This is a genomic window from Streptomyces sp. NBC_00154 (assembly GCF_026342835.1).
Lineage (GTDB): Bacteria > Actinomycetota > Actinomycetes > Streptomycetales > Streptomycetaceae > Streptomyces.
In genome coordinates this window covers 3,391,617-3,404,519 of sequence record NZ_JAPEMI010000001.1, presented here as the reverse complement: position 1 = coordinate 3,404,519, position 12,903 = coordinate 3,391,617, and the positions used below count along the sequence as shown (strand labels likewise).

Below are 12,903 nucleotides of genomic sequence, written 5' to 3'. Positions count from 1 at the left end.
GCTGGGAAGAGGATCCGGGCAATGCAGCCCCCGGGTCCTTTTGTGCTTTCCGCGCGTTGTTACGACGACGTTTCGACAAGCTCAGCGGTCCCAGGGCGTGGGGCCGCACCGTAAAACCCGTATGACAGATGTCGTACGGCCGCACCGAACCGTACGAAGAAGTGCCGCATACTCCCCCGGGCCCCGCCCGGGAGTGCCCCTCTCGCAGGGAACGAGGAGGACCGACGTAATGGGCGAGCAAGGCGAGCAAACCGTGCACGATCATCGACCGACGACCCGGGCAGGTGGGCGGCGATGAGTTCACTGCTGCTTCTGACGAATGCCCTCCAGCCGTCGACGGAGGTGCTTCCCGCCCTCGGTCTGCTTCTGCACAGCGTGCGGGTGGCCCCCGCCGAAGGACCCGCTCTCGTCGACACCCCCGGTGCCGACGTCATCCTGGTGGACGGCCGCCGCGACCTGCCGCAGGTGCGGTCGCTGTGCCAGCTGCTGCGGTCCACCGGACCGGGCTGCCCGCTGATCCTCGTCGTGACGGAGGGCGGCCTCGCGGCCGTCACCGCCGACTGGGGCATCGACGACGTGCTGCTGGACACGGCGGGACCGGCCGAGGTGGAGGCCCGGCTGCGGCTCGCCACCGGCCGGCAGCAGCTCACCTCCGACGACTCCCCGATGGAGATCCGCAACGGCGACCTGTCGGTCGACGAGGCGACGTACAGCGCGAAGCTGAAGGGCCGGGTCCTCGACCTGACCTTCAAGGAATTCGAACTCCTCAAGTACCTCGCGCAGCACCCGGGCCGGGTCTTCACCCGCGCCCAGCTGCTCCAGGAGGTCTGGGGCTACGACTACTTCGGCGGTACGCGGACGGTCGACGTCCATGTCCGGCGGCTGCGCGCCAAGCTCGGCCCCGAGCACGAGTCGCTGATCGGCACGGTCCGCAACGTCGGCTACCGCTTCGTCGCACCGGAAAAGGTGGAGCGTGCGGGCGGCGAGGCCAAGGCCCAGGCGGCGGAGAGGACTGCGGCGGCCGCACCGGCCGAACCCGTCACCCGTCCGGAGCACTCGGAGGTAGCCGAGGTCACGGAAGAAGCCCCGGTCCGGCCTGCCAAGAGGTAGTTCCATCCGCGTAGACTGCCGCGCGTGGCCAAGGTGACGCGGGACGATGTGGCGAGACTGGCGGGGACGTCGACCGCGGTCGTCAGCTACGTCATCAACAACGGACCCCGGCCGGTCGCCCCGGCCACGCGCGAGCGGGTACTCGGCGCGATCAAAGAGCTGGGTTACCGGCCCGACCGGGTCGCGCAGGCGATGGCTTCGCGGCGGACCGATCTCATAGGAATGATCGTTCCGGACGCCCGGCAGCCGTTCTTCGCAGAGATGGCGCACGCGGTCGAACAGGCCGCGGCCGAGCGCGGCAAAATGGTCCTCGTCGGCAACTCCGACTACCGCGACGAACGCGAGGTCCATTACCTGCGGGCCTTCCTCGGAATGCGGGTCTCCGGGCTGATCCTGGTCAGCCAGGGCCCCAGCGAGCGGGCGGCGGCCGAGATAGAGGCGTGGGACGCGCGGGTCGTGCTGCTGCACGAGCGGCCGGAGGCAATCGACGACGTCGCGGTCGTCACGGACGACATCGGCGGCGCGCAGCTGGCCACCCGGCACCTGCTCGAACACGGCAACGCGTACGTGGCGTGCCTCGGCGGCATGGAGACGACCCCGGCGGTCGGCGACCCGGTCGCCGACCACGTCGAGGGCTGGCGGCGGGCGATGCACGAGTCGGGACGGTCGACGGAGGGCCGGCTCTTCCAGGCCCCGTACAACCGTTACGACGCCTACCGGGTGGCGCTCGGGCTGCTCGCCGGCCCGGACCGCCCGCCGGCGATCTTCTGCTCGACGGACGACCAGGCCATCGGGGTGCTGCGGGCCGCGCGCGAACTGCGGATCGATGTGCCCGGGGAGCTCGCGGTGGCGGGCTTCGACGACGTGAAGGAAGCGGGTCTGACCGATCCGCCGCTGACCACGATCTCTTCGGACCGCCCGGCGATGGCACGGGCCGCGGTGGACCTGGTGCTCGACGACTCGCTGCGGGTGTCGGGGTCCCGGCGGGAGCGGCTCAAGCAGTTCCCGTCGGCGCTGGTGGTGCGGCGGTCGTGCGGGTGCGGGGAGCCGGCGGCCGGTCAGGGGCGGTAGGCGGCGACGCCTGTACGGCCTTTATGACGCCTGTCTTTATATCGGGCATACGAGGTTCTGTCGGGCTTCTCAGGACGTGCTCAGGCTTCTCTCATGTTCGCTGGACACAGTCGGGGACATGACTGAGAGCCAGCGCCCGAGCGGCGAGTACCCGATGTACCCCTCGTACGGCAACGGCGACGCGGCCTACCCGCCGCCGCCTGCGCACCAGCCCGCGCAGCCGATCTCCACGGGCCCCGGAACGACCGTGTGGCCCGGCAGCGGAGGCGCCCACGGTGGTGGCGACGGCTACGGCAGCTTCGGTCAGGGGCTGCCGCAGCTCGCCCCCCAGCCCTCCGGGCACAAGCGCCGGGCCAAGCGGCCGGTCGCCCTGCTGGCGGCCGTGGCCGTCGCGGCGGCGGTCGTCGGCGGTGTCACCGCCACCGCCGTCGGTCAGTTCACCGGCACCGGTTCCAGCGGCACCGACAGCAGCTCGGTGGTCAGCGGCACGACCGTCTCGCAGACCAGCACCGGCACCGTCGCCGGTGTCGCGAAGGCGGTGTCGCCGACGATCGTCGAGATCGGTGCGACGTCGACCGCGGGCGAGTCCACCGGCTCCGGCGTGATCATCACGTCCGACGGCGAGATCGTCACCAACAACCACGTCATCGCGGGCGCCTCGTCGATCAAGGTGACGCTGAGCACCGGCAGGACGTACACCGCGAAGGTCGTCGGCACCGACGCCGACAAGGACCTGGCGCTGATCGATCTGGAAGGCGCCAGCGGGCTGAAGACGGCCACGCTCGGCGACTCCTCCGGGATCAAGGTCGGCGACCAGGTCGTCGCGATCGGCTCGCCCGAGGGCCTCACCGGCACCGTCACCAGCGGCATCGTCTCCGCGCTGAACCGTGATGTCACCGTCGCCAAGGACAGTGAGGGCGGTCAGGGGCAGGGGCAGCAGGGCGGCGGCAGTGACTGGCCGTTCGAGTTCGGCGGACAGCAGTTCAACGGCGACACCGGCAACTCCACCACCACGTACAAGGCCATCCAGACCGACGCCTCGCTCAACCCCGGCAACTCCGGCGGTGCGCTCATCAACATGAACGGCGAGATCGTCGGCATCAACTCCGCGATGTACTCCGCGAGTTCGTCCGGCGGATCGAGCAGCTCCGGCGCGGGCAGCGTCGGTCTCGGCTTCGCCATCCCGGTGAACACGCTCAAGGCCGACCTGGACACACTGCGGGCCGGCAACAGCTCCTGAGGAGATCAGCCATGAACCACCCGTCCGACACCCCCACCGGCCCGGCGGACCTGGCGCTGCCGCTCGCGACGGCCCGGCGCGCCCCGGAGCTCCGTGCGACCACCACGGTCACCACCGGCCGCAGGCGCCGGGCCGCGCGACGCCGCGCCACGGCCGTGACAGGCTGAAGGCACCCCGGCAGAGCAGAGAGAAGAGGACGACGAGCGATGAGTCCCGCCGAAGACGATCCGCAGCGCATCCTGATCGTCGACGACGAGCCGGCCGTGCGCGAGGCCCTGCAGCGCAGTCTCGCCTTCGAGGGATACGGCACGCTGGTCGCCGTCGACGGAATCGACGCGCTGGCCAAGGCGGAGTCGTACGCCCCCGATCTGATCGTCCTCGACATCCAGATGCCGCGGATGGACGGCCTGACCGCCGCCCGCCGCATCCGTTCCACCGGCGCCACCACACCCATCCTGATGCTCACCGCCCGCGACACGGTCGGCGACCGCGTCACCGGGCTCGACGCCGGCGCCGACGACTATCTGGTCAAGCCCTTCGAACTGGACGAGCTCTTCGCCCGCATCCGGGCCCTGCTGCGCCGCAGTTCGTACGCGGCCGCGGCGGGCGGCGACGTCCCCGACGACAATGTACTGTCCTTCGCCGATCTGCGGATGGACCTCGCCACCCGCGAGGTCACCCGCGGCTCGCGCCGCGTCGAGCTGACCCGGACCGAATTCACCCTGCTGGAGATGTTCCTGGCCCACCCGCGGCAGGTGCTGACCCGCGAGCAGATCCTGAAGGCGGTCTGGGGCTTCGACTTCGAACCGAGCTCCAACTCCCTGGACGTGTACGTGATGTACCTGCGCCGCAAGACGGAAGCGGGCGGTGAACCGCGGCTCGTGCACACGGTGCGGGGCGTCGGGTACGCGCTGCGGGCCGGCGGGGGTGACGGGTGACGGGCCCGTTGCGGTGGTTCCGCGCGCTGCCGCTGCGCTCCCGGCTGGCGATGCTGGTCGCGACCGCCGTGGCGGTCGCGGTGGCGGCGGTGGCCCTGGCCTGCTGGCTGACCACGCGGGACCGGCTGATCGAGCAGCTCGACTCGAGCCTGCAACAGGTCCGTCCCAGTGGGGCCGACGTCGACGTTCTCACGCGGGCCTGCGCCGAGCCGGACGGAGTCCGGATCCTGCCCACGCCCTACACGCTCCAGCTGGTGCTGGCGACGAGTACGACGCCCTGCACCCAGCCGGAGAAGTCCCCGATCCCGGTGCAGCTCGCCGACCGGGCTGTAGCCGCCGGGGTGCGGACCGACGCGGTGCACACCACCGAGGCGAAGGACGGCACCGAGATGCGCGTCTACACCTCGACCGTTCACGGTCCGGGAAGTCAGCCCGGGCTCGCCGTATCCGTGGCCCTGCCCATGAAACAGGTCACCGACCCCCTCGACCAGCTGGCGCTCGTCCTCCTCTCCGTCTCCGGCATCGGTGTCATCGGCGCGGGCGCCGCCGGGCTGTGGGTCGCCCGCACCGGCCTGCGCCCCGTCGACAAGCTCACCGAGGCCGTCGAGCATGTCGCCCGCACCGAGGACCTCACACTCCGCATCCCGGTCGAGGGCGAGGACGAGATCGCCCGGCTGTCCCGCTCCTTCAACTCGATGACTGCCGCCCTCGCCACCTCCCGCGACCGGCAGGCCCAGCTGATCGCGGACGCCGGGCACGAGCTGCGCACGCCGCTGACCTCGTTGCGTACGAACGTGGAACTGCTCGCCCGCAGCGAGGAGACCGGCCGGCCGATCCCGCCGGACGACCGCAGGGCGCTGATGAAGTCGGTCACGGCCCAGATGACCGAGCTGGCGTCGCTCATCGGCGACCTGCAGGAACTGGCCCGCCCGGACGCGGCCCAGCCCGGCCCGCTCCAGGTCGTCGGCCTGCACGACATCGCCTCGGCCGCGCTGGAGCGGGCACGGCTCCGCGGCCCGGAACTGACCATCACCGCGGACCTCGAACCCTGGTACGTACGGGCCGAGCCGGGGGCGCTGGAGCGGGCCGTCGTCAACGTCCTCGACAACGCCGTGAAGTTCAGCCCGCAGCACGGCACGATCGCCGTGGCCCTGCACGGCGGGGAACTGACCGTGGCGGACCAGGGCCCGGGCATCCCCGAAGACGAACTCCCGTACGTCTTCGAACGCTTCTGGCGCTCGCCGTCCGCCCGCCAGCTGCCGGGCTCGGGGCTGGGCCTGTCGATCGTGGCGCGCACGGTCCAGCAGGCGGGCGGCGAGATCGTCCTGCGCCCAGCGCCGACCGGTGGCACGGAGGCCTCGATCCGCCTGCCGGGCGCACCGCAGCCGCCGCCGGCGTCCTCCTGAGCCACCCCCTGCGACCGCTCAGGCCCCGGGGTTGTGCCCGATCAGTGATGCGACCAGGCCGGGCCGGGTGGCGGGGAAGTCCAGCGGGACGATCCCGAGCCCGGTCCAGCCGGACGCCTCGGAGCCGTCGAGGAACGACTGCACCTGCAGGTCGAGCCGGTCCGCGTTCCAGCGGGGCGGCATCAGGGCCGCCATGCTCACGTAGTTCATGAACAGGTTCCCGGGCTGCTGCGCGGCCTTGCGGAACTGGGACTCGATCTTCGGGTACTTGGCGAACGGCTCCGCCATACTTTTGCGCGGGACTCTCCTGCTTCGGCAGCGGTCAGGGCTTGGCCGTCACGTGACCCGCGGGGTCACGTGAGAAGCCGCCTCGTTTACGAGGGGGAGGAGTCACGTAGTCGTCCTGGATGTGTTGTGTCGTCGACGACGAGATGCAGAGCCCGGGGCGAGGTAACACACCCCCGGGCACTCTGCTGTTATCAGCGAGAAGCGCAGCCTTGCCGCAGGCCTCCCTCCGAACGAGCAGCGAGCAGTGGTGTCGACGTAGACGTCGAAGATCTGGCGGACCTCCGCTTCGCTCTCCTCGGGGTATTCCTGCGCTGAGCTGTTCGGCGACGGTGGCGTTCTGGCACTCGGTCCACGGGCCGTGTAGCGGGCGCCGGTGTCGTGCGTTCCGGGAATGGTCAGGCGCTGTACGGGGGTGGCGTCGGCGAGGCCGGGCATCCAGTCCTGCGTGGTGAGAGCCGTACGGCGGGCTGCGGCGGTCGCGGGGTCCGTCCCGACGAGAGCAGTGGCGGAGAGGGCGAGTGCGCCGGGTAAGAAGGTTCTGCGGGTGCTCATGCGAGTGCCTCCGTCGGCTGTGGGGGGCCGGCCTTCGAAGTGTGACGGGTACACGCCATAACGGGACGGGGCCGCATCGCCGGGACGGGGGCCCGGCCGTCCCTAGACCGTGGCCGGGCCCGTCGCCTGGCGTACCGCCGCCACCGTGCTCGCCTCCACCGCGGCGACGCCCGCTTCGCTCGCCGGTCCCAGGCCGTGGCGGGCGGCGAGCCATGAGGCGTCGTTGCACGTCACCCAGGTGTCGCCGGCGGCATCCTGCCAGGCCAGCGCCTTCGACGGGAGGTCGATCCCGGCGGTCTGCCGGTCCTGCATCAGCTGCGTGCCACCCTCCGGCTTGCCGAAGATGAGCAGCTCGGTCGGCCGGAGTTCCAGGCCGATGCGGGCGGCATGGTCCGCATGGTCGATCCGTGCGAACACCTGGAAGCCCGAGGCGGTGATCGCCTCCTGGAGCCGGTCGATCGTTTCGCGGACGGACCCGTTGCAGGCGACGGTGACCAGGCCGTCGTCTGCATCTGCTTCGGCTTCTGCAGTCATGTTTCCGACACTAGGCGAGGCCCGGTCCCGAACCCGTGACGACAGCGGGGCGGTGGGCCGGATGGCCCACCGCCCCGCTCACTCGATCGCCGGAGCTACTGAATGACCGTGATCCGGTCCGTGGCCGGCGGAGCCAGCGGCGCCGTGGCCGACGAGTGCGCCGCCAGATACGCGTTGAACAGGTCCAGGTCGGATGCGCCGACCAGCTTGTTGGTGCCCTGTCCGAGCGCCGCGAAGCCGTCGCCGCCGCCCGCGAGGAACTCGTTCATCGCGACGCGGTACGTCTTGGCCGGGTCGATCGCCGCACCGTTCAGCTTGATCGTGTCGACGACGACGCGGGCCGCGCCCGTCTTCGTCATGTCGAGGGTGTACGTGAGGCCCTTGGACACCTGAAGGATCTTCGGGCTGGCCTCGTTGGCGCCGCTGACCTGCTGCTGGAGCGCGCTGATCAGCTGGGCGCCGGTCAGGTCGACGACATTCATCATGTTGGTGAAGGGCTGCACGGTGAACGACTCGCCGTACGTCACCACCCCGTCGCCGTCACTGCCGGTCGACTTGTACACCAGGTCCGCGCGGATGCCGCCCGGGTTCATGAAGGCGACGACCGCCCCGCCCTTGTCCGCCGGGGCCAGGCCCTCCAGCTGCGCATCGGCGATCAGGTTGCCGAGCGGCTTCTCGGGGGCAGTGGAACCTCGGCCGTTGATGTCGGCGCTGATGAAGCCCTGCGGCTTGCTCGCGACGGGAGCCGCGAGGGTGTTCCAGCGGGCGATCAGGGCCGTCATGTCGGTGGCCTTGGGCTGGTCCCGGGTGACGACGTGGTTCGCCGAGGTCGGGTTCGAGGAGCTCGACGACTTCACCGACGTACGCACGATGTCCTTGGTGCGACGGTCGTACGTGAGGGTCGTGTCCGTGTACAGCTTGCCGAACGACGATGCCGAGGTGACCAGGCGCGGGTTGCCCGCCGGGTCCGGCACGGTGCACACGTACGCCTGGTGCGTGTGGCCCGTGACCAGCGCGTCGACCTTCGGGCTGATGCCCTTGGCGATGTCCACGATCGGCCCCGAGATGCCGTCACCGGCGCCGGGGCTGTCGCAGTTGTAGTTGTACGAGGAGGAGGCCGGGGCCCCGCCCTCGTGGATGAGCGCGACGATGGACTTCACGCCCTGCCGGTCGAGCTCCTTGGCGTACTTGTTGACCGTCTCGATCTCGTCGTGGAACTTCAGGCCCTTGACGCCGTTGGCGGTGACGATGTTCGGCGTGCCCTCCAGGGTCACCCCGATGAAGCCGATCTTGACGCCGTTCTTCTTCCACACCGTGTACGGCTTGAGGATCGGCTTGCCGGTCTTCTCGTCCGTCACATTGGCGGCGAGGTACGGGAAGTCCGCGCCCTGGAACGTCCTGTCCTTCTCGTAACACCCCTCGACCGGGTGGCAGCCGCCGTTCTGGAGGCGGGCCAGCTCGACGGCCCCCTCGTCGAACTCGTGGTTGCCGACGGTCGTCACATCGAGGTCGATCTTGTTGAGCGCCTCGATGGTCGGCTCGTCGTGGAAGAGCCCGGACAGCAGCGGGCTCGCGCCCACCATGTCGCCGCCGGCCGCGGTGATGGAGTACGGGTGGCCCTTGCGCGCGGTGCGCAGCGAGGAGGCGAGGTACTCGACACCACCGGCCGGGATCGTCTTCGTCGTGCCGTCGGCCTGCGTCTCGGTGACGTTGCCGGCCGAACCGGCCGGCGGCTCCAGGTTGCCGTGCAGGTCGTTGAAGGACAGCAGCTGCACGTCGACGGTGCGGGCCGGCGTGTGGTGCCCGTGACCGCGGTCCTGGGCGCCGGCCGGCATCGCCGCGACGAGCGCGCCGACGGTGGCCAGCCCGGCCGCGGCGGCGAGCACCCGCCGTGACGCACGGTTCTTCTGCGGTGTCGCTGACATCGGTCCCCTTGTGAGTTCAGCGGGAGGGTTCGGCCCGCAGCCTAGAGTCAACGCGCGTAGCGCGACAGGTGTTTCGCGTTACGAACCGGTTGCCATGTGGTCGGTAAGGGGATCAACTCCCCCGCACCGACCGCATCTCGCACCTATCCGGTCGAAAACGTCACGGCAATGGCCGAGCCCCGCGACACCTCACTGCCCCCCTCACGGCCTCGCCCCGCCGTACGCTCGTACGCATGACGACTGATGTACCCCTCCCCGCCCCCGGGCGTGAGATCCGGACGCTCGACGTGCTCTCTGCCGACCAGGCCGGAGCCGTCCTCGATCTGCTCGACGAAGCGACCCGCGCCGACGGCAGGCCCGCGGTCTCCGAGCAGGGCCGGCTGCAGCTCAGGGGCGGGCGCCGGGAGGGTGTGCGGCACCTTCTGCTCACCAGCTCGGGCACCCTCGTCGGGTACGCGCAGCTGGAGGACACCGACCCCGTCGAGGCGCCGGCCGCCGAGCTGGTCGTGCACCCCGCGCACCGCGGCCAGGGGCACGGGCGGGCGCTGGGCGCCGCGCTGCTCGCCGCGACCGGGAAGCGGCTGCGCGTCTGGGCGCACGGCGGGAAGTCCGCGGCGCGCCACCTCGCCCAGGTCCTCGGCCTCTCGCTCTTCCGTGAACTGCGTCAGCTGCGCCGCACCTTGAGCCCGCTGGACATGGCGGAGCCCGTGCTGCCGCCGGGCGTCACCGTCCGCACCTTCGTGCCCGGCCAGGACGACGCCGCCTGGCTCGCGGTGAACAGTGCCGCCTTCGCCCACCACCCCGAGCAGGGGGCGCTCACCCAGCGCGACCTGGACGACCGCAAGGCCGAGCCGTGGTTCGACCCGAAGGGCTTCTTCCTGGCCGAGCGCGGCGGCGAGCTGATCGGCTTCCACTGGACGAAGGTGCACGCCGAGGAGCAGCTCGGCGAGGTGTACGTCCTCGGCATCCGGCCCGACGCGCAGGGCGGCGGCCTCGGCAAGGCGCTGACCGCGATCGGGCTGCGCCATCTCGCCGCCGAGGGGCTGCCGACCGCGATGCTCTACGTCGACGCGGACAACAAGGCGGCCCTGACGGTGTACGAACGGATGGGCTTCGCCACCCACGAGGTGGACCTGATGTACCGCACGGAGTCCTGAGCAGCCGGTACGGAGTCCTGAGCAGCCGGCCCGGAGTCCTGGGCGGCACAGCTCTCTCCGGGGCGGCGTCGCTTGACGTCGCCCCTTCTTTCCGACACCCTTTCACTACTCAATTAGTGAAAGGGGTGAACATGGCAGAGTCCGCAGCGGTCGAGTTCCGCATCGACCGGCGCAGCGGCGTCGCCACGTACCTCCAGATCGTCCAGCAGACCAAACAGGCCCTCCGCCTCGGCCTGCTGGAGCCCGGCGACCGGCTGCCCACCGCACGCGAGGTCGTCGAGGCCACCGCCATCAACCCGAACACCGTGCTCAAGGCCTACCGCGAGCTGGAGCGCGAAGGTCTCGTCGAGGCCCGGCGCGGGCTCGGCACGTTCGTGCGCCGGACCCTCGGCTCCACGGCCACCACGGACACGCCCCTGCGGGGGGAACTCACCGACTGGGCCCGCCGAGCGCGGGAGGCGGGACTGGAACGCGACGACATGAACGCGCTCTTCACCGCCGTACTGGACAGCACGTTCAAGGGGGACAGCCACACATGACAGGCGCTGCGATCGAGGCGAACGGCCTCGGCATGAAGTACCGGGGCAGGGCCGGGGGGTGGGCGCTGCGCGACTGCTCGTTCCGGCTGCCCACGGGACGCGTGTGCGCGCTCGTCGGGCCCAACGGCGCAGGCAAGTCCACCCTGCTCGCCCTCGCCGCCGGGTTCCTGCGGCCGGTCGAGGGAACGGTCCGGATCCTGGGCACCACGCCCGCCGAGGCGCGGTCCCGGATGGCGTTCGTGGCCCAGGACAAGCCGCTGTACCCGCAGTTGACGGTCGCCGAGACGCTCTGGGCGGGCGCCGAGCTGAACCCCGCCACCTGGGACCGGGCCACGGCCGAGCGCGTCATCGGGGACCTGCCCAAGGACGCCAGGGTCCGTACGCTCTCCGGCGGACAGCGCACCCGCCTGGCGCTCGCCCTCGCACTCGGCAAGCGCGCCGAACTGCTGCTGCTCGACGAGCCGATGGCCGACCTCGACCCGCTCGCCCGCCACCAGCTGATGGGCGTCCTGATGGCGGAGGCGGCCGAGCACGCGACCACCATCGTGATGTCCTCGCACATCCTCGCCGAGCTGGAGGGCGCCTGCGACTACCTCCTGTTCGTCGACGGCGGCCGGGTCCGCCTCGGCGGCGAGACGGAGGACATCCTCGCCGCGCACGCCCTGCTGACGGGTCCGGTACGGGACCTGGCACCGCACACCGTCGTCGAGTCCCGCACGACGGGACGGCAGCTGACCGCACTGGTACGGAGGGAGGGCCCGGTGGACGACTCGGCCTGGGAGATCGCGGAACCGTCGCTCGAGGAGTTGCTGCTGGCGCATCTGCGGTCGCGGGAGGCACCTGCGCTGCTGATGCCGAGTGCCGAGGCCGGCAGGGAGGTGGCTGCCGTATGAGCACCATCGGTCTGCGTACGCCCGTCGCACCCGCCGCCGGGTGGCAGGGCCCCGTCCGCGTCCTCCTCCGCCAGCACCGCCGTTCCGTGTGGGCGGCCGGCGCACTCCTGGTGCTGGGCATCGCCATCGTGGTCGGGCTCCGGATCTGGGTCGCGGCCGCGAGCTCGGCCGAACTCTGCGCCGACGGCGACACCACCCGCTGCGGCGACGGCTCCTACCTGCCCACCTACGCCCGCACAGCCACCGAGACCTATCTGGCGGACGGCGGTACCGCTGTCCTGCTGCTCGCCGGGCTCATCGGCGTCTTCGTCGCGGGACCGCTGATCGCCCGCGAGCTGGAGAGCGGTACGTTCCGGCTCGCCTGGGCCCAGTCGGCCTCCCCGGCCCAGTGGCTGGCGGTCCGGCTCGCCCTGCCTGCGGCCCTGGCGACCGCCGGGATGTCCGTTCTGGTCCTCGTCTACCGATGGGGCTGGTCGGGCATAAAAAGCAACCCGCACGCCTCCGGACTGAGCTGGTTCCAGAACGGTATCCACCCCGCCCTCGGCCCGACCGCGGTCGGATACGCGCTGCTGGCCGTGGCCGTCGGCGCCCTGTGCGCCGTGGTGGTACGCCGTACCGTCCTGTCCATGAGCCTCACGGCCCTCGTCCTGGGCACGGTCATGCTGGGGCTCGGCAAGCGCCGCTACGAGCTCTGGCCGACCGTCCGCGCCCTCGGTGGCGACTACCCGGGCGGTGACGCCTGGTACACCGAGTCGGGCATGCTCACCGCCTCAGGCAACGAGATCTACTCGAAGGATTGCATCCCGGCCGGCTCGGCGGAGTCCTTCACAAGCTGCCTGCGCAACCGGGGCGGCATCACGGACTTCGTCGACTACCACCCCGCCTCGCACTTCTGGCCGCTCCAACTGGTCGAGACCGGCATCCTGCTCGTCCTCGCCGCCGCTGCCGTCGCCCTCGCCTTCCGCGTGCTGCGCCGCCGCCACGGCTGATCCGCCCCGGTCCGGGCCGCACAGGGGGCGGTCCGGGCCCCGCACAGGCGCCCCGTCGCCGCAACTGCGCACCCGCACACCGCTTCCTGCACGTCATGTCGCCGTTACCGGCCATTCAGACGCGCTTGCGACCCTCTCAGGATGCAGCCAGCTGTGCCGACCCCCCGCAACGGGAGAAATCCCGGCGGAGACCGTGCGATTCCCGCGATCTCCGCACTGTCCGACGCGCCCCACGGGCCTTCCGCGCGGAACAATAGGGCC

General features: G+C 71.1%; 12 protein-coding genes and 2 pseudogenes. 10 read left to right on the top strand and 4 right to left on the bottom strand.

Going from position 1 to position 12,903, the window contains the following annotated elements; genetic code table 11:
- The first annotated feature begins 294 nt into the window (after nt 1-294).
- From OHA03_RS15310 to OHA03_RS15285, 6 genes are all read left to right on the top strand, one after another.
- Nucleotides 295-1,110, top strand: a complete 816-nt coding sequence (locus OHA03_RS15310) for a response regulator transcription factor (RefSeq protein ID WP_267004403.1) — start codon at nt 295-297, stop codon at nt 1,108-1,110.
- A 24-nt stretch (nt 1,111-1,134) separates the two neighbouring features.
- On the top strand, nt 1,135-2,181 hold the full coding sequence (locus OHA03_RS15305) for a LacI family DNA-binding transcriptional regulator (RefSeq protein ID WP_030925025.1): 1,047 nt from the start codon (nt 1,135-1,137) through the stop codon (nt 2,179-2,181).
- A 118-nt stretch (nt 2,182-2,299) separates the two neighbouring features.
- Nucleotides 2,300-3,421, top strand: a complete 1,122-nt coding sequence (locus OHA03_RS15300) for a S1C family serine protease (protein ID WP_267004402.1) — start codon at nt 2,300-2,302, stop codon at nt 3,419-3,421.
- Between the two features lie 11 nt (nt 3,422-3,432).
- Complete coding sequence (locus OHA03_RS15295) at nt 3,433-3,588, top strand: hypothetical protein (RefSeq protein ID WP_267004401.1); 156 nt, start codon at nt 3,433-3,435, stop codon at nt 3,586-3,588.
- Nucleotides 3,589-3,627: 39 nt separating this feature from the next.
- Nucleotides 3,628-4,359 (top strand): response regulator transcription factor, encoded by a 732-nt coding sequence (locus tag OHA03_RS15290; protein WP_267004400.1) that lies wholly within the window; start codon nt 3,628-3,630, stop codon nt 4,357-4,359.
- Between the two features lie 50 nt (nt 4,360-4,409).
- Entirely contained in the window at nt 4,410-5,765 is a 1,356-nt protein-coding gene (locus OHA03_RS15285; RefSeq protein WP_267008058.1) for a cell wall metabolism sensor histidine kinase WalK, read from the top strand.
- An 18-nt stretch (nt 5,766-5,783) separates the two neighbouring features.
- Here OHA03_RS15285 and OHA03_RS15280 read toward each other — a convergent pair.
- The 4 genes and pseudogenes from OHA03_RS15280 to OHA03_RS15265 form a co-directional block, all read right to left on the bottom strand.
- Nucleotides 5,784-6,053: pseudogene (locus OHA03_RS15280) on the bottom strand (phospholipase); the annotation flags it as partial.
- A gap of 301 nt (nt 6,054-6,354) precedes the next feature.
- Nucleotides 6,355-6,605, bottom strand: a pseudogene (locus OHA03_RS15275) (phospholipase); the annotation flags it as partial.
- Between the two features lie 102 nt (nt 6,606-6,707).
- Entirely contained in the window at nt 6,708-7,139 is a 432-nt protein-coding gene (locus tag OHA03_RS15270; protein WP_037822716.1) for a DUF302 domain-containing protein, read from the bottom strand.
- 95 nt (nt 7,140-7,234) lie between these two features.
- On the bottom strand, nt 7,235-9,064 hold the full coding sequence (locus OHA03_RS15265) for a bifunctional UDP-sugar hydrolase/5'-nucleotidase (RefSeq protein ID WP_267004399.1): 1,830 nt from the start codon (nt 9,062-9,064) through the stop codon (nt 7,235-7,237).
- Between the two features lie 233 nt (nt 9,065-9,297).
- Here OHA03_RS15265 and mshD point away from each other — a divergent pair, with 233 nt between their 5' ends.
- From mshD to OHA03_RS15245, 4 genes are all read left to right on the top strand, one after another.
- Complete coding sequence (gene mshD / locus OHA03_RS15260) at nt 9,298-10,221, top strand: mycothiol synthase (protein ID WP_267004398.1); 924 nt, start codon at nt 9,298-9,300, stop codon at nt 10,219-10,221.
- 131 nt (nt 10,222-10,352) lie between these two features.
- On the top strand, nt 10,353-10,760 hold the full coding sequence (locus OHA03_RS15255; protein WP_030925008.1) for a GntR family transcriptional regulator: 408 nt from the start codon (nt 10,353-10,355) through the stop codon (nt 10,758-10,760).
- Complete coding sequence (locus OHA03_RS15250) at nt 10,757-11,653, top strand: ABC transporter ATP-binding protein (RefSeq protein ID WP_267004397.1); 897 nt, start codon at nt 10,757-10,759, stop codon at nt 11,651-11,653. Before OHA03_RS15255 ends, OHA03_RS15250 begins: the two co-directional genes overlap by 4 nt.
- Nucleotides 11,650-12,642, top strand: a complete 993-nt coding sequence (locus tag OHA03_RS15245) for an ABC transporter permease (RefSeq protein ID WP_267004396.1) — start codon at nt 11,650-11,652, stop codon at nt 12,640-12,642. The genes OHA03_RS15250 and OHA03_RS15245 overlap by 4 nt, the downstream gene beginning before the upstream one ends.
- The last annotated feature ends 261 nt before the right edge of the window (nt 12,643-12,903 follow it).

Coding starts and splice junctions, on each gene's coding strand:
- OHA03_RS15310 (WP_267004403.1), top strand. CDS start 295: ATGAGTTCACTGCTGCTTCTGACGAATGCCCTCCAGCCGTCGACGGAG.
- OHA03_RS15300 (WP_267004402.1), top strand. CDS start 2,300: ATGACTGAGAGCCAGCGCCCGAGCGGCGAGTACCCGATGTACCCCTCG.
- OHA03_RS15295 (WP_267004401.1), top strand. CDS start 3,433: ATGAACCACCCGTCCGACACCCCCACCGGCCCGGCGGACCTGGCGCTG.
- OHA03_RS15290 (WP_267004400.1), top strand. CDS start 3,628: ATGAGTCCCGCCGAAGACGATCCGCAGCGCATCCTGATCGTCGACGAC.
- OHA03_RS15285 (WP_267008058.1), top strand. CDS start 4,410: ATGCTGGTCGCGACCGCCGTGGCGGTCGCGGTGGCGGCGGTGGCCCTG.
- OHA03_RS15270 (WP_037822716.1), bottom strand. CDS start 7,139: ATGACTGCAGAAGCCGAAGCAGATGCAGACGACGGCCTGGTCACCGTC.
- OHA03_RS15265 (WP_267004399.1), bottom strand. CDS start 9,064: ATGTCAGCGACACCGCAGAAGAACCGTGCGTCACGGCGGGTGCTCGCC.
- mshD (WP_267004398.1), top strand. CDS start 9,298: ATGACGACTGATGTACCCCTCCCCGCCCCCGGGCGTGAGATCCGGACG.
- OHA03_RS15255 (WP_030925008.1), top strand. CDS start 10,353: ATGGCAGAGTCCGCAGCGGTCGAGTTCCGCATCGACCGGCGCAGCGGC.
- OHA03_RS15250 (WP_267004397.1), top strand. CDS start 10,757: ATGACAGGCGCTGCGATCGAGGCGAACGGCCTCGGCATGAAGTACCGG.
- OHA03_RS15245 (WP_267004396.1), top strand. CDS start 11,650: ATGAGCACCATCGGTCTGCGTACGCCCGTCGCACCCGCCGCCGGGTGG.